The sequence below is a fragment of the Ottowia sp. genome, assembly GCF_047975795.1.
Lineage (GTDB): Bacteria > Pseudomonadota > Gammaproteobacteria > Burkholderiales > Burkholderiaceae_C > Ottowia.
The window spans coordinates 1-19,841 of record NZ_JBKEEE010000024.1; the positions used below are offsets into that span (position 1 = coordinate 1).

General features: G+C 64.6%; 15 protein-coding genes and 1 tRNA gene. 4 read left to right on the plus strand and 12 right to left on the minus strand.

Features of this window, described 5'->3' with window-relative positions:
* Window positions 1-120: 120 nt before the first annotated feature.
* The 9 genes from ACK5NW_RS03335 to ACK5NW_RS03375 form a co-directional block, all read right to left on the minus strand.
* On the minus strand, window positions 121-2,235 hold the full coding sequence (locus tag ACK5NW_RS03335) for a TonB-dependent receptor (protein ID WP_416925037.1): 2,115 nt from the start codon (window positions 2,233-2,235) through the stop codon (window positions 121-123).
* A gap of 319 nt (window positions 2,236-2,554) precedes the next feature.
* Complete coding sequence (locus tag ACK5NW_RS03340; protein WP_416925039.1) at window positions 2,555-3,580, minus strand: helix-turn-helix transcriptional regulator; 1,026 nt, start codon at window positions 3,578-3,580, stop codon at window positions 2,555-2,557.
* Window positions 3,577-4,788, minus strand: coding sequence for a M20 aminoacylase family protein (locus tag ACK5NW_RS03345; protein ID WP_416925041.1), 1,212 nt, complete (start codon window positions 4,786-4,788; stop codon window positions 3,577-3,579). Before ACK5NW_RS03345 ends, ACK5NW_RS03340 begins: the two co-directional genes overlap by 4 nt.
* A 20-nt stretch (window positions 4,789-4,808) precedes the next feature.
* Window positions 4,809-5,795 carry a Bug family tripartite tricarboxylate transporter substrate binding protein gene (locus tag ACK5NW_RS03350; protein ID WP_416925043.1) on the minus strand — a complete coding sequence of 329 codons (987 nt, stop codon included), beginning with the start codon at window positions 5,793-5,795 and terminating at the stop codon, window positions 4,809-4,811.
* A gap of 67 nt (window positions 5,796-5,862) precedes the next feature.
* Complete coding sequence (locus ACK5NW_RS03355; protein ID WP_416925045.1) at window positions 5,863-7,113, minus strand: MFS transporter; 1,251 nt, start codon at window positions 7,111-7,113, stop codon at window positions 5,863-5,865.
* Window positions 7,110-11,108: an amino acid adenylation domain-containing protein gene (locus ACK5NW_RS03360; protein WP_416925047.1), complete on the minus strand. Its 3,999-nt coding sequence runs from the start codon at window positions 11,106-11,108 to the stop codon at window positions 7,110-7,112. Before ACK5NW_RS03360 ends, ACK5NW_RS03355 begins: the two co-directional genes overlap by 4 nt.
* A 50-nt stretch (window positions 11,109-11,158) precedes the next feature.
* Window positions 11,159-11,395: a phosphopantetheine-binding protein gene (locus tag ACK5NW_RS03365; protein ID WP_416925049.1), complete on the minus strand. Its 237-nt coding sequence runs from the start codon at window positions 11,393-11,395 to the stop codon at window positions 11,159-11,161.
* 3 nt (window positions 11,396-11,398) lie between these two features.
* Window positions 11,399-13,057: a (2,3-dihydroxybenzoyl)adenylate synthase gene (locus ACK5NW_RS03370; RefSeq protein ID WP_416925051.1), complete on the minus strand. Its 1,659-nt coding sequence runs from the start codon at window positions 13,055-13,057 to the stop codon at window positions 11,399-11,401.
* A 16-nt stretch (window positions 13,058-13,073) separates the two neighbouring features.
* Window positions 13,074-14,303 carry an MFS transporter gene (locus ACK5NW_RS03375; protein ID WP_416925053.1) on the minus strand — a complete coding sequence of 410 codons (1,230 nt, stop codon included), beginning with the start codon at window positions 14,301-14,303 and terminating at the stop codon, window positions 13,074-13,076.
* A gap of 211 nt (window positions 14,304-14,514) precedes the next feature.
* Here ACK5NW_RS03375 and ACK5NW_RS03380 point away from each other — a divergent pair, with 211 nt between their 5' ends.
* Genes ACK5NW_RS03380 through ACK5NW_RS03395 form a run of 4 tightly spaced genes read left to right on the plus strand, consistent with a single transcriptional unit; the run spans window position 14,515 to window position 18,555 of the window.
* On the plus strand, window positions 14,515-15,744 hold the full coding sequence (locus tag ACK5NW_RS03380; protein WP_416925055.1) for an ABC transporter substrate-binding protein: 1,230 nt from the start codon (window positions 14,515-14,517) through the stop codon (window positions 15,742-15,744).
* Entirely contained in the window at window positions 15,741-16,811 is a 1,071-nt protein-coding gene (locus ACK5NW_RS03385) for a FecCD family ABC transporter permease (RefSeq protein ID WP_416925057.1), read from the plus strand. The genes ACK5NW_RS03380 and ACK5NW_RS03385 overlap by 4 nt, the downstream gene beginning before the upstream one ends.
* A complete protein-coding gene (locus ACK5NW_RS03390) occupies window positions 16,808-17,653 on the plus strand; it encodes an ABC transporter ATP-binding protein (RefSeq protein WP_416925059.1) in 846 nt (281 codons plus the stop codon). The genes ACK5NW_RS03385 and ACK5NW_RS03390 overlap by 4 nt, the downstream gene beginning before the upstream one ends.
* Before the next feature lie 2 nt (window positions 17,654-17,655).
* On the plus strand, window positions 17,656-18,555 hold the full coding sequence (locus ACK5NW_RS03395) for an alpha/beta hydrolase (RefSeq protein WP_416925061.1): 900 nt from the start codon (window positions 17,656-17,658) through the stop codon (window positions 18,553-18,555).
* 21 nt (window positions 18,556-18,576) lie between these two features.
* On the opposite strand, the gene ACK5NW_RS03400 is transcribed toward ACK5NW_RS03395, so the two are convergent.
* The 3 genes from ACK5NW_RS03400 to ACK5NW_RS03410 form a co-directional block, all read right to left on the minus strand.
* Window positions 18,577-18,972: a DsrE family protein gene (locus ACK5NW_RS03400; protein WP_416925063.1), complete on the minus strand. Its 396-nt coding sequence runs from the start codon at window positions 18,970-18,972 to the stop codon at window positions 18,577-18,579.
* Window positions 18,969-19,454 (minus strand): glycine cleavage system protein H, encoded by a 486-nt coding sequence (locus tag ACK5NW_RS03405; RefSeq protein WP_416925065.1) that lies wholly within the window; start codon window positions 19,452-19,454, stop codon window positions 18,969-18,971. The genes ACK5NW_RS03400 and ACK5NW_RS03405 overlap by 4 nt, the downstream gene beginning before the upstream one ends.
* A 236-nt stretch (window positions 19,455-19,690) precedes the next feature.
* Window positions 19,691-19,786 (minus strand) — tRNA-Sec (locus tag ACK5NW_RS03410).
* Between the last annotated feature and the right edge of the window lie 55 nt (window positions 19,787-19,841).

The following is a 19,841-nucleotide window of genomic DNA, read 5'->3' on the forward strand; positions in this document are numbered from 1 at the left end:
TCGGGCGGTCTGCTGCGTTGCAAATCCTCGCGATACCGCCAGGTATCGCTGCGGTTTGCGCCTTGCAGCCCATCCCGATCCGCATCCCACACCCCTCACGCTCAGACTTTGAACACGCTCTTAGAACGCTGCCTTGATGCCAACGCCAAACTGGCGTGGCGCAATGACCGAGGCGGCAATGCCGCCGGCTGATCGGTCATCGTATTTCCAGGTGGCGGTGCGCTTGTCAAACACGTTGTTGACCCAGGCGAACAGCTCCCAGTGCCTGCCTGCCCGGTAGGACATGCGGGCGTTGGCCACCGTGTAGGACGCGATGCGGTAGGCGGGCAGGTTCTCGTCGGTAGAGTGGTAGCCGTCGGTGTGACGCACGTCAAAGCCCACCATCCAGGCGGGCGTGATGAACCAGTCCACGCCCAGGTTGAGCATGTAGCCCGGTGCGCGGCCAAACTCCTTGCCCTCCAGCAGGTCGCCATTGGCGGCGGAAAAACGCGTGATCTTGGTTTTCAGCAAGCCCATGGCGCCGCGCAGTCGCAGACGATCGGTGGCTTGGTAGTCGGCGTTCATCTCCAGCCCGTAAGAGCGCGCCTTGTCGGCGTTGTAGACCACGTTGCCGTACAGCAAACCGTTCAGATAATCGGGCAGCAGACGTTGGGAATTTTTAAAGTCGCTATAAAACAGGTTGCCCGTCAGCAGTAGCTTGCCGCCCATCAGACTGGCGCGGCTGAACAGCTCATAATTCCAGACTGATTCTTCCTTGAAAGTGACGGTCTTTGCCTCGGCAAAGCTGACGCCCACGCCGCCTGGGTTGTAGCCCTTGTTGACCAGCGCACCGACGGTTACGTCCTTGCTGACGTCGTAGGCCAGCGACAACTTGGGCAGCACGGCGTCGAATGTTTGCCGGTAATCCATGGCCGTGCGCATGAAAGGTGTGGTGCCCGATCGCTCGATGCGGTCACGCTGATAGCGCAGGCTGCCGGTGAGTAGCCAGCGGTCGGCAAAGCGGCGACGCACTTCACCAAACAGGCCGAGATTGGTTTTCTTGTCGTCAAAGCTTGAAAAGCCGCGCGACCACAAATCGTCGTCGGATTTTGTGCGATTCAGAAACAGCCCGACCACGCCGCTCCACGGCGATTGCGGGGTGTCGAAAGTCAGGCGTGTTTCGTTGGACACGGTTTCCTGCGATATTTCGGCCCCGCCATTGGTGACCGGAATGATTTCCCGGCGCACGTTCAGATGTGAAAAATCGGTGATGTTGTTCAGCCGCAGGCCGCCACCAAAGTCGTACGACACATCGGCAATGGCGCTGTTGTTCCATTGCTTGAAGTTGGGCATGCTGGCCGTGCGGCTGTCGTAGTCGTCATAGGGCGGGGACGCCGCCTCTGAAGTGGGCCGATTGCCTTGCGTGTGCGACAGCGTCAACTTGGCTTGCAAGCCCGGCAGTGCTGCTGGTCGCCACAGTGCTTTGAAGCGGGCTTGCCTGGCACTGAAGTCGGGGTCCACGACGGCGGTGGCGAAAGCCGGGTTGGTGTAGTTGATAAAGGTATCGCGCGATGAATAATCCAGCGCCATGCGCACGGCCAGTTCCTGGTCGATCACCGGGCCTGACCAGAGCACCGAGGCGCGCCGCATCTGGTCGCTGCCGATCTGGGCCTGTGCGGCGATTTCGCGGTGAAAAGTGGGGTCTTTGGTGCGCACCACCATCGCCCCGGCAATGCTGTTGGCCCCTTGCGAGATGGTTTGCGGGCCGCGAAACACCTCGATTGACTCCACATCCCAGATCGATGTGGAACCAAACACCAACTGGTTGTAGCCCAGATAGCGTCCGTCCACGTTGATGGTGGCGCGCGGCACGGTGCCCGCCAGAAAGGCGGGGGCACCGAAGAGGGGGCCTTGCGTGTCCTGGCCTCGGATCACCGGCGCGCTGACCGTGTCGGGAAAGATAACGTTGGGCACGAAGCCCATGGCGTCCTGCACGGAATCAAGCTCTGGCCTCTGCGCGATGTCTTCAGCCCCGATGACAGTTACCGACGATGCGGTTTCTCGCAGGCTGCGGTCCATGCGCTCGCCAGTGACCACCACCGTATCGAGTGAGCGCACGGCCTCAGGCGACGAGGCCGTATTGGTGGGCGTGCTAACGCTGTCTGGCGTGGTGGTTTGGGCCATGGCGGCGAAGCAGCACAGCAAGGAAGCGGCCATTGCTGTGGCATTGAGCACAAAGGGGTTGAAAGTGGTCATGATGAAACGCTGAACGACTGTGAATGGCGCGCGCCTTGAGCAGGCACATGAGCCGGGATGCTTTGATCAGCCAAAGACAAATGAGAGTAATTCGCGGTTCATAAAAAATACCACCAAATGGGAAATATCAACCCCTCAGGCGGAAATTCGATGTCGCTCGCAAGCGGTGCAGGCAAGTGGATCAGGTGTCGGCCATCAGGCCTTTGAATGCACATTTGACACGCAAAAACAGGCTCTGTCGCCTATCACTTCAGGATAAGCAGCTATGAATTTTGTAGATTTTTATGGATGAGTGCGGCACTCCAGAGGTCAGTCGCTGCTACTGCAACGCTGTTGGCCGTATGCCATGTATGCGCTGGAAGGCGTCTGAGAACTTGTCGGCGCGCGCATAGCCGCAGGCCAGGGCGGCCTGCTGGATGGTGCATTGTCCCGATTCAATCAAGGCGCGCGCATGCCGCATGCGCAACTGCCGCTGATAACTGGCGATGGTGTGGCCGGTGCGCAGGCGAAACAGCTCTTTCAGGTAACACTCGTTGATGCCCACTTGGCGCGCCAGTTGCGCGATGGTGATGGCCTGGCTCCACTGCGCATCAATGATGTCAACGGCTTCGTCCACGGCGCTGTGCCAGCGCTGGGCGAAGGCTTTCCCAGGAGAAAAAACGGACGGGATGTTTTGCAGACTGCCATCAGCGCGAAGCAGCCGCAATAGCAAATCGAGGCCGAGCGCTTCCAGCTCCAGGCGTGCCAGCAAGTTGACATCGGCAGGCAGGCCCAGCATGCGGGTGGCGGTGTGGCGCAGATGGCGCCGCAGCTCGGCATGCGGGCGCAGCGTGGCGCAGCCCTCAGGCGGACTCAGGTGTGCAAGATTGACGCCTTGTTGCGCCAGCGTCTGCACCATGCTGCAGGGCAGCTCCAGCGCCACGGCCATCTGGTGGCTGCCATCTGCAAGCTGCCACTCCAGTGGGCCTGGATCACTGTGGCGCACCAGCACGTCACCAGCCTGCCCAGTCATGGGTTGGCGGTTGTGGGGGCGTAAAACGCCGGTGTCTTGCAACAGGATGTTCAGACGCAAGCTGTCGGGGAATGCTTGATAGCGCTCGGTGCGTGGGTGTGACAGGTGGCAGTCGATGCGGCTGATGGTCAGGCCATTGGCGAAAGCGTGCATGTCGATCCAGCCGCGACCCACCGCAGGATGTGGGTGGTAGCGGTGATACGGCTGGGAGCCGAGTTGGCTGGATGCGGGAGGCGGGGCCGGAATGAAGGGCGAAGTGCTGCGACTGAAATAGCTGCGGTGCTGCAAATCTAAAGCTACAGACTCTTGCGGCAAAGAAGGCGGTTGAGTCATGGGCGGCGTGATGTGGTGCGCGGCGCAGTCAGCCAGCGCTCGGCCAGGCGCACCAGGTAGCTGGCCCCCACGGGCAACAGGGCGTCGTTGAAGTCGTAGCTGGTGTTGTGCACCAGACAAGGCCCCTGGCCGTGGCCGGTGTCGCGGTGCGCGCCTTCGCCGTTGCCGATGAAGCAATAGCTGCCGGGCACTTGTTCGAGCATGAAGGCAAAGTCTTCGGCGGCCATGATGGGCGTTTGGGTAATCAGCCGTTCGGGGCCGACCAGATCGCGCAGAACCTCGCGCGCGAAGGCGGTCTCATGCGCATGGTTGATGGTGGCGGGGTACAGGCGTTTGAATTCAAAGTCGCATGTGGCACCGAAGGCGGCGGCGGTGCCGTGTGCGACTTCGCCCATGCGTTGCTCGACCATGTCCAGCGTCTCGCGCGTGTAGGTGCGCACGGTGCCTTGCAGCTCGCAAGTGTCAGGGATCACGTTGGGGGTGTCGCCTGCGTGGATCATGGTGACGGAAATCACTGCGATTTCGCTCGGTTGGCGGTTGCGGCTGATGATGGTTTGAAAGCCTTGCACGATTTGTGCGACGACAGGAATGGGGTCGACCGCCAGGTGCGGCATGGCGGCATGCCCGCCCTTGCCACGCACCAACACGCGAAACTCGTTGCTGGAAGCCAGCACCGGCCCTGCCGAGGCGGCAAAGTGCCCGGCGGGAATGCCGGGCATGTTGTGCATGCCGAACACGGCCTCGACGGGAAAGCGCTCGAACAGGCCGTCTTGCATCATCACGCGCGCGCCGCCGCCATGCTCTTCGGCGGGCTGAAAGATCAGCACCACGGTGCCGTCAAAGCGCCGCGTGCGTGCCAGCTCTTGCGCCGCGCCCAGCAGCATGGTGGTGTGGCCGTCGTGTCCGCAGGCGTGCATCACGCCGGGGTGGCGGCTGGCGTGGGCGAACTGGTTGGCCTCGGTCATGGGCAGCGCGTCCATGTCGGCGCGCAGGCCCACGGTGCGAGGGGCATCGCCGTTTTTCAAAATGCCGACCACACCGGTGCCGCCCATGCCGCGGTGGATGGGGATGCCCCATTGGCTGAGCAAATCGGCCACCAGATTGGCGGTGCGGGTTTCTTCAAAAGAGAGTTCGGGGTGGGCGTGGATGTCGCGGCGAATGCGTTGCAGCTCGGGGGTTTGGGCAACAATGTCTTCGATCAGGTTCATGGTGGTCGTGGTGGACAGGTTTAATTTGTTGGCAGGCCCATCTTTTTGAGCGCAGGCCCCCAAGTCTGGCGCTCGTCGCTGATGCGTTGGACAAAATCTGTCGCGCTGGCATGGTAGGGCAGCGCGCCGTGGCCGAGCATGGCTTGTTGCATGGCGGGGTCTTGCAGCGCTTTGGCCACTTCGTCGTTCAGGCGCTGCACTACATGGTCTGGTGTGCCCGTCTTGGCGATCAGGCCCAGCCAGACTGCATTTTCGTAGCCGGGATAGCCCAGTGATTTCAGCGTGGGCGCGTTGGCAAAGGCGGGCACGTTGACGTGCGGGCTGACGGCCAGCACGCGCAGTCGACCGTCCTTGACCATGGGTTCCACCAGCGAAGTGCCTGCAAAGTAGATTTGCACATTGCTTGCCACCACCGACGTGAGCGCCTGGGTGCCGGTCTTGAACGGCACGTGCACGATGTCGACGCCCATTTGGCCACGCAGCATTTCAAACAGCACGTGCGGTGGGCTGCCGGGGCTGGAGGAGGCGTAGTTGAGCTTGCCGGGTTCTTTTTTGGCCAGTGCGATGAGTTCAGGCAGCGTCTTGGCGGGAAGTTGGGGGTTGACGACCAGCGCCATGGGAATCACCGAAATCGGGCTGACAGCCTGAAAGTCGGTGGCTGGGTTGTACGGCAGTTGGGCGAACACATAGGGATTCCAGACCATGTGCGCATTGGTCACCACGGCCAGTGTGTGGCCGTCGGCAGGCGCTTGCTTGAGTTGTTGCAAAGCCACCATGCCGCCCGCGCCGGGTTTGTTGTCCACCACCACGGATTGGCCCAGCGTTGTGCCCAGCCGGTCGGCCAATGGGCGCGCAAACAGATCGGGCAGGCTTCCCGGCCCACCGTTGACCAGCAAGGTGATGGGGCGGCTGGGCCAAGCGTCAGCGGCCAGCGCGGGCAGGCCGCTCACCAGCGCAGCCGAGGCGGCCAGCGCGGCGATGAAGTGGCGTCGAATGCTTTTGTTCATGACGAACTCCTTGGCGAAGGTGGTGTGAAATAAATATGACGGACAGAGAAGGGCGGGCAGGGATGGTTCAGCGCAAGCTGTCCACGCTGGCCTGAATGCGCGCCCGGCCCAGCCCCAGCAGTAACGCTGTGCCCAGCAGGGCCGATGCGGCAAAGGCCACCAGCACCCAGGACGGGCCGTGGCCAGCCGCCAGAATCTGTCCCCCCAACACCGGGGCGGCGACTGCGCCAAGGCGGCCCAGACCCAGCGTGATCCCGATGGCGGTGGCTCGGTGTTGGGCGGGGAAGGCATCGGCCACCAGCGCGTTGACGAGGTTTTGTGCGCTGATGGCGCTCATGCCCAGTAGCGCTACCACGGCAAACAGCCCCCAGCCGGGCAGGCTGCGCGAGGCAATGGCCAACAGGCACGCACAGGCCACCAGGCCTGCGGCCATGGCCACGGGCCGCGTGCCCAGGCGGATGGCCAGCGCCGCCGTGCACAGCGAGCCGACGATGGCACCGATGCTGAGTGTGAACATGAGTTGCATGGCCCCCTGAAAAGGAATCTCGAACTCGCGCATGAGCTGCGTCAGCCAAGTGGCCACGCCGTACCAGGTGAGCAGGTCGGCCAGCGTGGCCAGCGTGCCGATCATCAGCACCGGCTTGCTGGCGCGGGTAAACACGGCGCGCCATGGGCCGCCGTCGATGCTGCTGGCCGTTGCAGCGAGATCGCGCGCAGCGCGGATGACCAGAGGTGCCACCACGACCACCAGCACCAGTCCCAGCACGCCCCCGGCCAGAAACAGCGGCCGCCAGCCGCCCGATGGAATGATCTCGCGCGAGACCAGCGCTGCCAGCATGCCGCCCAGCGGCAGGCCGGACATGACGATGCTGATGGCCAGCGCGCCGTGCTGAGCCTGCACGTGCCCGCGCGCCAGCGACAGCGCCGCAGGCAACACCAGCCCCAGCGCCAGCCCTGCCCCCAGCCGCAGCGCGCCAAGCTGCCACGCACTGCCGATATAGGCCACGGCTGCGGTGGCCGCCGTGAACACCAGAAAACCCGTCAGCATCACCCTCGCCAGGCCCAGCCAGGCCACCAATCGGCCTGCCATCAGGCCGCCCACCAGCATTCCTGCAAAGGCCATGCTGCCCACCACGCCCGCGCCCGATTTGTCCAGACCGATAAGTGCGTCGGTCAGCAGCGAGGGAATGGCGTTGCTGTAGATCAGCAGATCAAACCCTTCGGCCAGCATGATGGCGGTGCAGGCGGCGACCACGCCCCAGCGGTTGCGCGTGACATCGGTTGGCGTGGATGGCAAGGTAGCGTTCAGGGCGCTCATGGCGTTTCCTCGGCAGGGAGAGCGGTGGGTGTTGTTGGCCGTGAAGGTGCAGGGGCAGCGTCGAACGCCTGCATGCGTTCGAGCAGCATGGGGGCGATCAAGGCGGTGGCTTCGGGGCCGGTCATGTGGGCGTGCTGCAGGGGCACGCTGAGCCTTTCGATGTCCTGGGCGTAGGGTGCCCAGGCGTCGGGCTGCATTTGCGGTTGGCTGGCATGGTCCAACGCAGCGCGCACGTGCGTCAGCGTGCCGGTCATGGCGCGGTGCGGGTGCTGGCGGATCAGGCGATTGGTGTCCGTCACCACGCGCACCACGCCGGTCAGCGCCTCGGGTGGCAGGTGACCCAGCGCGCTGTCGCCCGCACGCAAAAAAGCGATGAGCTGGTCTTGCGTTTGAAGTTCGGGGTGGCCTTCGGGGTCGTAACCGGCAATGGCCAGCAGTGCGCGCAGGGCTTGTTGCGGGGTGGGTTCCGGCTCATTGCGCCAGCAGTCGGCAGGATAGGCGTCCAGCAAGGCCACCAGGCCCACGGGGCGACCGCGCTGCTCCAGCGCCACGGCCATGGCCTGGGCCAGAATGCCGCCGACCGACCAGCCCGCCAGGTGCACCAGTCCGTCTGGCTGTAGGGCCACCACGCGCTCGGCATAGGTTTCGGCCAGTGCGGTGATGCTGGCGGGCAGCGGCTCGTTGGGGTTGAGGGCGGGTGACTGAAGCCCCCACACGCTGCGTGAAGGCGCGGCGCGCGCGACGGCGCGTGCCAGCAGGCGGTAGCCCCAGGCAATGCCGCCTGCGGGGTGGATGACGAACAGCGGCGGTTGTGTGTGGTCGCCAGTAGCCAGTTGGATCAGCGGTTGCAGCCCGCTGTCAAAGCGGACCTGTTCGCTGTCGATGGCGGTGGCCAGCGCGGCGATGGTGGGTGCCTCAAACAGCGTGCCCAGACCGGGGTTGCGGTGCCAGCGCTCTTCGATGAGCAGCAGCAGCTGAACGGCGGACAGCGAGTCGCCGCCCAGGCTGAAGAAGTCGGCATCGCTGCCGATAGGGGTGTTGGGCGGCAGGTGCAGCAGCTCGGTGAACAGTGCCGCCAGCGCTTGTTCGGTGGGGGTGGTCAACGCGCGTCCGATGGCGGCACCTTCCAGGGTGGGGGCGGGCAGTGCCCGGCGATCGAGCTTGCCGTTGGCGGTGACCGGCCAGTCGGCCATGGCGACGATGGCGGTGGGCACCATGTAGTCGGGCAGGCGGGCGGCCAGATGCTGGCGCAGCGCGCTGGGCAGATCGCCGGTGTGACCCGATTCGGGCGCTGCCTGCACATAGGCCACCAGTCGGCCACCGTCTTGATGCCCTTCGTCCTTGCGTAGCAGGACTTCGGCGCGTGCCACCAGGCCGGTGGCCTGCAAGGCGGCCTCGATCTCGCCCAGCTCGACGCGCAGCCCGCGCAGCTTGACCTGATGGTCGCTGCGACCCAGAAAGACGATGGCACCGTCTTGCAGCCGCCAGCGGGCCACGTCGCCCGTTTTGTAAAGGCGCTGGCCCAGGCGGTGGGGGTCGGGTACGAAGCGCTCGGCGGTGAGGTCGTCGCGGCCCACGTAGCCGCGTGCCAGTTGCACGCCGCCCAGGTACAGATCGCCCGGCACACCGGGCGGCTGTGGGCGCATGTGGGCGTCCAGCACGAGCAGGCGCGTGTTCCAGGTGGGAAAACCGATGGGGGTGGGGCGGCTGTGGTCGTCAGGCCCGGCGGGCCACCAGCTCACGTCCACGGCGGCTTCGGTGGGGCCGTAGAGGTTGTGCAGCTCGCTGTGCAGGGTGGTGTGAAAGCGCTCGCGCAGTGCGTCGGGCAGCGCTTCGCCGCTGCAGAACACGCGCTGCATGGTCAAGCCGTGCGAGGCTGGGTGCGCCAGGAAGGCGGCCAGCATGGAGGGCACGAAGTGACAGGTGCCCACGCGTTGCTCGCGGATGATGCGGGCCAGCCAGGCGGGGTCGCGGTGCGCCTCGGGTGGGGCAATGACCAGGGCGCAGCCGGTGATTAGCGGCAGAAAAAATTCCCAGACCGAGACGTCGAAGGTGGCCGGTGTTTTTTGCAGGATGCGCTCGCCTGGCGCAAAGCCGTAGTGCGTGCGCATCCATTGCAGGCGATTGACGATGGCGCGGTGCTCGATGAGCACGCCTTTAGGCTCGCCAGTGGAGCCGGAGGTGTAGATGACGTAGGCGGCGTCACCGGGTGCAGGCCTGGGATCAAGCGGCTGGTCGGTGTTGGCTGGCCAGTCCTGAGGGGGCAGTTGTGACAAGTCGGCGGGCAGACAGTCAGTGTCTTGTGGTCGCACCAGCGCGCACATGGGCCGGGCCAGTTGCACCACGCGCGCCAGTCGCTCTGGTGGGTGCGCCAGATCCAGCGGCAGGTAGGCACCGCCGGCGCGTAGCACGGCGACCAGGGCGACAAGAAGATCCAGCGAGCGTGGCAGGGCGACAGCCACCAGCCGGTCTGCCCCCACGCCCTGAACACGCAAGACCAGTGCCAGCGCGCGTGTGCGTTGCTCCAGCTCGGCGTAGGTCAGGCTTTGGCCTTGGAATTCGAGCGCCACGGCGTTGGGATGCTTGGCCATTTGTTGCTCGATCAACGCGGCCAGTGTGGTGTCGGGCACGGGGTGGTCGGTGGCGTTGAGCGTGAACAGGTGTCGTTGGGTTTCTTCGGGGCTGGCCAGCGGCACGTCATCGGTGGCACCGCCTGCCGTCAACACGGCAAGTGCCGCTTGCAGAAAGTGCGGCAGGCGATCCAGATGTGCCTGCACGGTGGGCAGGTCGTACAGGTTGGGGTTGGCCTCAATCTCCAGATCCAGGCGCGCCGCGTGGCCGCGAAAGCCGATGGTCAAGTCATCAATGGGGCCGGTGCCCAGCACTTCAAGCTGGGTGTCCAGACCTGGCAGCGTGAGTGGTTGGTAAAAGGGCTGGACGTTGATCAACGCCGCATGCAAGCGGCGCTGCCCGCCCAGCAGGCCCAGATCACGGCGCAGTTGTTCGCTGCGGTAGCGGCCGTGGCGGCGGGCCTGGGTCTGGGCGCGGGCACTTTGTTCAACGAAGTCGGCCAGCGGCTGGCCCGGTTGCGCCGCCACGGGCAGCGGCAATACGTTCATGACGATGGCGCTGGCGCGTGCGCTGGCGTTGCCCATACGGCCCATGAAGGGAATGCCAAGCACCGTGGATTCAGCCCCTGCCATGCGCTGGCAATACAGGCCGGTGAGGGCGGTGAGCAGGTCGGGCCAACTTACTTCGGATTGCTTGGCTTGTTCGCGCAATTGGGCGAACAGAGCGGACGCCAGCGCCGCGCTGAGGCGGTGGCAGCGGTGTGCAGCCACGGCGCGGCCGCTGGCCAATCCGGCGACTTCGGACAGGGGCGTGAGGGCATCGCGCCAGTAGACCGCGTCTTGCGTGCGCTGTTTGCTGTGTTGGTAAGTTTGATCGTCGGCGATGACGGGTGCCAACGGTGCGAGTGGCGGGCGCTTGGGGGCGCTGGCCACCTGCTGCGCGTACAGATCGGCCACGCGCTGGCTCCACAAAGCCATGGCGTAGCCGTCGGTGACCAGGTGGTGGGCGCGCTGGTACCAGCAAAAATGCTGCGCGCCCAACTCGAACAGCACCTGACGGCCCAGCGCGTCGCGCGTGGGGTCGATGGCGGTCAGCATGTCGTCCCACATGGCCTGGCGGGCGGCGGCTTCGGGGTTGGGTTGGTGGCTGAGGTCTACGCGTTCCAGCGCAGGGCTGCGGTGCGTGTCCAGCCACTGTTCGGGGCCTTCGGGCGTGTCGCGCATGACCAGTGCCAGCGATTCGCACTCTTGTGCGACCTGCGTGGCGGCGATGGCGAAAGCGTCAACGTCGATCTCGCCGTTGATCCACAGCGCGTGGCCGCAGTTGAAGCTGGGGTTGTCAGGGTCCAGGCGCTGGGCATACCAAAGACCTTGCTGGGCTTCGGTGAGCGGCCAGCGGGTCGGGGTGGCGGACGCTGATGCCACGGGCGCTGAGGCCACGGGCGTTGACGATTTAGGCGTAAGAGGCTGCCCGCTCACTGCGCCTGCCGCTCCTGGATGATGCGCCACCAGCCGTTGAGCGAGGTTTCTTCCACGACCTCCATCACATCGACGTTCAGGCCATCGGCGTTCCAGGCCATGAACAGATCGAGCAGGCGCATGGAGTCCAGGCCCCAGTCCATCAGGTTGTCGTCCAGGCCAATGGCCTCGGGTGCTTCGCGCAGCATGCGGGCCACGTCAGTGTGCATGCGCTCCAGGGTGACGGTACTCATGTGTCAGCTCTTTGGGGTTGGTTGGTCGAGGAACTCGGCACGCAGACGGGCACGCAGTTCCTTGCGGCTGGTTTTGCCGACGGCGGTGATCTCGAAGGCTTCGACGAACACCACCTGGTCAGGAACCTTGAAGGCCGCTACGCCGCGCTGGCGCATCCAGGCTTTGATTTCGGGCACGCGCGGCTTGACATCGCTACGCGCAATGACGAAGGCGCAACTGCGCTCGCCCAGGTAGTCGTCGGGAATGGAGACCACGGCCACGTCGAACACCTGCGGGTGAGCGAGCAGATGGTCTTCGACCTCTTCGGCCGAAATTTTTTCACCCGCACGGTTGATGTGGTCGTACGCGCGGCCTTGCACCACCAGGTGGCCGCTGGGCAGGCGCAGCACCATGTCGCCCGTGCGGTAAAAGCCGTCTTCGGTGAACGAACGGGCGTTGGCCGCCGGTTCGTTGTGGTAAGCGCGGATGGTGTAGGGGCCACGCGTGAGCAGGTGGCCAACCTCACCATGAGGCACGGGCTGCCCGGCGTCGTCCACCACCAGCACTTCGTCGTCCGCGCTGATGGGGCGGCCCTGGGTGGTGAGGATGGTGTCTTCGTCGTCGTCCAGTCGGGTGTAGTTGACCAGGCCTTCGGCCATGCCGAACACTTGTTGCAGCTTGACCGGCAGGCCAGCCACCACCCGGCGTGCCGCTTCGGGCGTGAGCTTGGCACCGCCCACCTGCAACACGCGCAGGCTGGACAGGTCATGCTTGGTGGTCGCCGCCGCCTGCGCCCACAGCAGTGCCAGCGGTGGCACCAGGCCCAGGTCGGTCACGCGCTCGCGCTCAATCAGGGCAAAGGCCACGTCGGGCGAAGGCGAGGGCGACAACACCACTGTGCCACCGGCGTAGAACGTGCCCAACGCGCCCGGCGAACTCATGGGAAAGTTGTGTGCCGCGGGCAGCGCCACCATGTACACCGAATCCTGCGTGATACCGCAAATGTCGTTGCTGGCGCGGAAACTGTAGATGTAGTCGTCGTGTGTGCGCGGAATGAGCTTGGACAAGCCGGTGGAGCCGCCTGAGATTTGCAGGAAGGCGACCGACTGCGGATCAGGGTCTGTAGTGGGCAGCAGCGCGGCGTCGCCCTGCAAGGTGCTGAGCGCGGTGAACTCGGCCGCGTCGCCCGCAATGAAGATGTGGCGCAGCGTGGGTACGTCGGGCAGGGCTTTCAGCTCGCGTGCCAGCAGGCGATAGTCGTAGCCCTCGCAACGCTCGGGGGCGATGTACGCCGCTGCTTCGGCTTTGCGCACGAAGTGGGCAATTTCGGTGATGCGGTGTGCTGCCAACGCGTAAACAGGGATCAGACCGGCGCGGAACAGCGCCCACACCACGGCGTAGAAGGTGGCGGTGTTGCCCAGTTGTACCACCACGCGCTCACCTGGTGTCAGGCCGTGCGCCAGCAGGCCAGCGGCCAGATTTTCAGCGCGTTGCCACAAAGCGGCGTAGGTCCAACGATCGTCGCCAGCGACCACGGCGATGCGCTCGGCAAAACGCCCGGCGCATGTGCGCAACATGGCCGGAAAAGTGTCGCTGCGCCAGTGGCCCGCCGCACGGTAGCGTTGCTGAAACTCAGGCGGCCAAGACAGCTTGAGTGGCAAAGGGGTGAAGGTTTCAGACATGGTGGTGCATGCGGTTTTAGGGTGCCTGGGTCGCCCGGTCAGCGGCTTGCAGACGCCAAAAAGTAAACAGCGCCAACGCCCACAGCCCGGCAGCCACCAGCAGATAGGGCAGGGCAGGCGATTGCGTGTACAGCAAAGTGCCGACAATGGGCCCCAGCACCATGCCAAAACCTTGGGCGGCCGACAGCGTGCCAGCGGCCGCGCCTTGCTCGTGCGGCTGCACGGCGTTGGCGGCCATGGCCTGGAAGTTGGGAAAGATCAGTCCCATGCCAAAGGCCATGACGGCGTAGCAGGCCAGCAGCATGGCTTGTGACTGCGCCGCAGCCACACCGGCGAAGCCGATCCCGGCAATAGCAGCGCCCACGGTGATCCACTGCGGTGGTGATACCGTTTTCAGACGCATGACGAACTGCTGCGCCACCATCAGCGTGCAGCCAACGCACGTCAAGGCCAGGCCCGCCACGCGCGCGCCTTGGTCTACAGGCAGCTTAAAGCGGTCAATGGCCAAAAAACCCACCAGCACCTGCGCAATGGCCACCGCGCCCATGGCGGCAAAGCCGGTCAGTACCGCAGGGCGCAAGCGGGCATCCAGCAAAGGCATGGGCTGGGCACCGGGCGGACGCTGGGATGCCGCAGGAGGGGTGTTGGGCAGCCACAGCCAGACCACGGTCAGCGCCAGCACAGGCAGTGCGGCGGCGGCATACAGCGACCAGGCTAAATCGATGCCCGCCAGCCAGCCCGCAGCCGCAGGCCCCAGCACCATACCCAGTGCATTGGCCGAGCCGAGTTTGGCCATGGCACTGGGCCGCTCGGCCGGCAAGGTGTGGTCAGCAATCAAAGCGGCTGCGGTGGGCGGCACGGCAGCGTAAAAAGCACCAATCAGTGCGCGAGCGGCCACTAATATGACCGTCGCACCCAACGCGCCGATGTGATGGTGCAGCGCCCCATGCATGCCTAGCGCCAGTGCGCCGTACACCAGCGCAAAAGCGGCAAACCCGACCAGCAGCACCGGCTTGCGCCCACACTGGTCGCCCACGCCACCCCACCAGCGGGCCAGCAACATCCACAGCACGCCGCCTGCGGTGACGGACAGGCCCGCCACCCATTCGGGCAGGGACAACTGGCGCACCAAGGGGCCAACCACGGCAACAAAGGCCATCATTGCCATGGTGCCGGTCAGGGCCGCAAATGCCAGTGGGCCGATGGACAATGAGGCCGTGGCCGGTGTGGGGACGGTGGTCGTCATTGGCTTGGGCTGGTGCCGGGGGAAAACCATCTTTGGGGGAAGCGCATCAAGTTTGGTAAATAGGAATACTTCTCACAATCGAGTGTAAATCAAGCGGTGCCATGATTTTTAGGTTTGTCATGACTGCGCACGGCAGGAGCGATTGGCCAAGGTCTGCGCTGTTTGTGTTTTGTGGCAACATGCCCGCCATGGTTGTAATTGGGAATCGTTTGTGACTGTTGTGGATCAAGTATTGGGATGGTTTTCGGGCAGCGGGGTGTCGCAGTCAGGCGGGTGGCTGCCCGGCCAACGCCAAGGCGTGGCCCGCCAAAGTGCGCGTCGTCGGTGGATCAATCGGCGCATTGGTTTTCGCGGGTTGATGCTTGGTTTGGCGATGGTGTGTGGGCCGTGGGGGGCTGGATCAGCGGCCACGGCGGCGCAATTGACTGACTTGAAAGGCCGGGTGGTGGCTGTACCTGATCGGGCGAGCAAGATATCTATCGACGATGGCCGCTTTCTGGTGGCATTGGCGCTGATCCAGGCTGATCCGGTGAAGCATTTGGCCGCCTGGCCGCGTGATATTCACCGCATTGGCGCGGCCACTTACGCACAGTACAAGGCCAAATTTCCGGCGCTGGACAAGCTGCCGCAGGTGGCCAGTTCAGCCGGCAGCTTTAATCTGGAAGCGGTGTTGTCCGCTGCGCCTGATGTGGCCGTGGTGTCGGTTGGTTCGGGGCCAACCGATGCGCAGATGGCGCAACTGAAGGCTGTCGGCATTCCGGTGGTGTTCATCGACTTTTTCGACAACCCTTTCAAGAATCAGGAAACCAGCCTGCGCATTCTGGGGCAATTGACGGGCAGCGAGGCCAAGGCGAGCGAGTACATCGCGTTTCGCCGACAGCGACTGGACAAGATTGCGCAGCGCGTGGCCAAACTGCCGACCAAGGATCGGCCCACGGTGTTTCTGGAAGCCCATGCGGGCATGACCCGCGATTGCTGCAACTCGCCCGGCCGCGGCAACATGGGTGAATACATTGATTTCGTGGGCGGGCACAACATTGGGGCTGACGTGCTCAAAGCGCCCACCGGCAAGCTGAATCTGGAATACGTGATTTCGCGCGACCCCAAGGTCTACATCGCTACCGGTGGTGCGCATCTGGAAAAAGCGGGCGGCCTGGTGCTGGGCGCGGGTTATGAGCAGGCGCAGACTCGCGCCTCATTGGTCAAGATTGCTCAGCGACAGGGGATTGCCCAGTTGTCGGCCATCGAGCAAGGGCGTACCCACGGGCTGGCGCATCAACTGATTAACTCGCCCATCGACATCGTGGCCATCGAGGCGTTTGCCACCTGGGTGCATCCCGAATTGTTTGGCGATGTCGATCAGGCCAAAACGCTGGCCGAGATCAACCAGCGCTTTCTGGCCGTGCCGTACACCGGCACCGGCTGGGTGAGTTTGAAATGAATCAGGTGGCTACTGTGGGCAGCGTCAGCGCTGCCGAGGTGCTGGTGCGCTACCGGCGTCTGGTGTGGCGCAGGGTGTGGATGGTGCTGGCGCTGGCGCTGCTGTGCGCCTGTGCTTTTGCGCTTGATCTGGTCACCGGCCCTTCGGCGCTGACGCCCGTGCAAGTGCTGGGCGGGCTGTGGTCGTCCGACGGGCTTTCGGGGCCGCAACAGGCCATCATCTGGCAGGTGCGCCTGCCATACGCGCTGATGGCCGTGCTGGTGGGCGCGGCGCTGGCGCTGGCCGGTGCGGAGATGCAGACCATTTTGAACAACCCGCTGGCCAGCCCGTTCACGCTGGGCGTGTCTTCGGCGGCCTCGTTTGGGGCAGCGCTGGCGATTGTGCTGGGACTGAGCTTGCCCTGGGTGTCTGGCGAGTGGATGGTGCCGCTGAACGCTTTTGCGTTTGCCTTTGGTTCGGTGTTGCTGCTGCAACTCATGGCGCGCCAGCGCAGCTCGGGCGTGGAGACGGTGGTACTGCTGGGTATTGCGCTGGTGTTTGCCTTTAATGCGCTGGTGGCGCTGGTGCAGTTTGTGTCGTCGCAAGAGGCGTTGCAGCAACTGGTGTTCTGGAGCATGGGATCGCTCTCGCGCGCGACCTGGCAGCACGTGACGGTGCTGGCGCTGGTGCTGGTGCTGGTGACGCCGTTTTCGTTGCTGGCGGCTGGGCGGCTGACCTCGCTGCGCCTGGGTGAAGACCGCGCCCGCAGCTTTGGCGTGGACGTGGGGCGTTTGCGCTTTCTGGCGCTGATGCGGGTCAGCTTGCTGGCGGCCACGTCGGTGGCGTTTGCGGGCACTATTGGCTTCATTGGCCTGGTGGGGCCGCACATGGCGCGCATGCTGCTGGGCGAAGACCATCGTTTTTTGCTGCCCGCCAGCTTGCTGTGTGGAGCGCTCATCATGTCGCTGGCCTCGGTGGCCAGCAAGGTGCTGGTGCCTGGCGCGTTGATGCCGGTGGGCATTGTGACGGCCATTGTGGGTGTGCCGGTATTTTTGCTGTTGATTTTTCGCAGGAAGGACAGGGCATGAGCATCGTGCCGATTAGCGCTGCTGCCGCGCTGCAAGTGCACGGGCTGTCCACGGGCTACCGCAACCGACCCATCATCCGCAGCGTGGATTTGCCCACGTTTCATCCTGGCGAGGTGGTGTCGCTGCTGGGGCCGAACGCGGCTGGCAAAAGCACCTTGATGCGCGCGCTGGCCGGTTTGCAGAGCGCGACAGGTTCGGTGCGGCTGGGCGAGCACGAGTTGTTGGGCCTGCCCCTGGCCGAGCACGCGCACTGCGTGACCTACATGCCGCAAACCCTGCCGCAGGGCGTGGCCCTGAGTGTGCTGGAAAGCGTGCTGGGTGCGCTGCGCGCATCGTCTACGGGGGACAATCCGGCCCGCGATACGCATGCCGCCAGCGAACAGCGGGCCGTGGCCATTTTGGAGCGCGTGGGCATTTTGCATTTGGCACTGGAGGGGCTGGATCAACTGTCGGGCGGCCAGCGCCAACTGGTGGCACTGGCGCAGTCGCTGGTGCGCGAGCCGCGCGTGCTGCTGCTGGACGAACCCATCAGCGCGCTGGATTTGCAGCACCAGCTTCGCGTCATGCGACTGGTGCAAGCGCTGACGCGCGAGCGCCGCATGATCGCCATTTTGGTACTGCACGACTTGCAAATCGCCGCGCGTTGGTCAGAGTGCATCGTGATGCTGGCGCGTGGTGCCGTAGCCGCTACCGGCACACCTGCTGAGGCCATCACGCCGGACACGCTGGCGCAGGTGTATGGCGTACAGGCGCGGGTGGAAACCTGCTCGCACGGCGGCTTGCAGATCATGGTGGACGACGTGTTACCGCTGCCCGTGCATGCAGCCGGTATGGAGCCATAGCCTTGCCGAACGCCACTGCGCCTGCACCCTTGCCTGTGTCAGACACTTGGTCTGCGCTGATGTGGCCCGGTGCCCAGGTGCGCAGGTGGTGTGCCCAAGCCAATGGCACGGCATACCGCGTCATGGTGTGGTGCCCGGAGGGCGAGCCGCCGCCGGATGGCTTTCCTGCCGTTTATGTGTTGGATGCCAACGCGCTGTTCGGCACCTTTGTCGAGGCGGTGCGTCGATCCAGCCGCCGGACAGACGCCACTGGCATTGGCCCGACGGCGGTGATTGGCATTGCGCATGACAGTGCGGATTTGTTCGCCAACGCTCAGCGGCAGCGCGACTACACCGTCGGCCCGCCCGCGCATGGTGCAGCACCGACGGCAGAGCAGATGGGCGGTGCTATGGATTTCCTGTCTTTCATTGCTGACGAGTTGATCCTGCAATTACGCCGCGAGCTGCCTTTGAGCGCAGCGCGGCAAACCCTGTTTGGCCATTCTCTGGCGGGGCAGTTTGTGTTGCAGGCGCTGGCCAGCAGGCCGCAGGTGTTTGCCCATTGGGCGGCCATCAGCCCTTCTGTCTGGTGGGACGAAGCGGGTCTGCGCGCCAAGCTGGCCGCGTTGGCTGCTGCACGGTGCGGACAGCCGGGCAGTGCTCCGCGCTTGTTTCTGGCCGTAGGTGAGTGGGAAGAGGCGGTACCGCCCTGGCAGCGCCAGCAACCGGGCTATGCGCAACTGGTGGCGCGGCGGGCGCAGCGGCGCATGGTGGGCAGTGTGCGCGATTTGGCCGCACTGTTGACGGCGCATTGGGGTGCTGAGCGTGTGCGCTTTCACGTCTTTGCGGACGAAGACCATGCGTCCATCCTGATGGTGGCCGTGCAGCGTGTGCTGCGCTTTATGTGGGGCGATGCTGGATAGAGCGATTGCCAGAAAACCTGTTCAGAACACCAGCGCCCGCCACCTCAGATCGCTGGCCCGCGCCATGAACTGCACCGCGCCGCCGCGGCCGTGGCATTCGGCGATCAACTCAGCGTGTTCCAGCCCGTGTGCGTGCAGGGCGTCGCTGCACGCATAGCAGCGCGCGCCCAGGGCGACGGCTTCGCGGATGTTGTCGTGGATGGTTTTGTTGACCCGGCTGCTGGCGCGCAAGGACGCAGCCACGCCGTGCGCGAGCAGGCGCACACTGGCAGCGGTGAAGTAGATTTCCACCGGCACATCCATGGCGGCAGCGGCGGCGGCCATGAAAAAAGGCGTGGCCAGACGTTCGGGCGCACTGGCATCGGCGGCCCACAACATGATGGCCACGCCGTCGGCACCGTGTTCAACAAAGCTCATGGCTGGTGGGGCTTGCCGTCGCCGGGCGGGTGGGTGGTGCCGCTGGTGGCAGGCACCAGCGCCTGTCGGTACAACCAGGCATGGTGGGCCATCGCTGGGGCCAGGGCATCGCCCGTGAGCAGGGCGGTTTGGTCGGCAGGCCAGTTGGTCAGTTGCAGGCGGGCGATCCAGCCGCTGCCATAGGGGTCGCGGTGCACCAGCTCGGGCTGGTCTTGCAACGCTTCGTTGATGACCAGCACGGTGCCGCTGACGGGCGTTTTGACCGGCACCACGGATTTGGACAATTCCACCACAGCTACCGTGTCGCCTTGCATCAACGCGGTGCTGATGCGCTTCGGGCGGCACATGTAAACCTCGCCCGACAGGCGAATTCCCAGCTGTGTGATGCCTACGGTGGCTGTGCCATCACCTTCCAGCCGCGCCCAGACCTGGTGCGCCATCAGGTAGTGCAGCTCGGGTGGGGACAGCAAAGGTGTGGTCATTCGGCCCTGTTCAATACGTGATGATTGCTTTTAAAACGATAGCTAATAAAGATTTTTTTACCTGCGTCATAGGCTGTTTTTTTGTGAGTTGCTCGGTTACTGCTTGAATGACCGCAGAGCACGCCGTTCGCCTGGCAGTCGTGGCCGGGGTAGCCCCGGCCAGTGGCGGCACCACTGGAGATGGGGGTGGTGATGCGGAACGACGCAGTCCGCGCAGCCTGGGGGTAAACGTGTGCTGGCGGAAGGGCATGGGAGTCGAACCCACCCGGCGACGCATGGCGCCGCCCACCGGGTTTGAAGCCCGGCCCACCCACCAGGATGGTTGCCCTTCCGACATAAAAACTCCCCCCTGAGCGGCTGACGCCGCTTCCACCTCTCTCTTCGGGA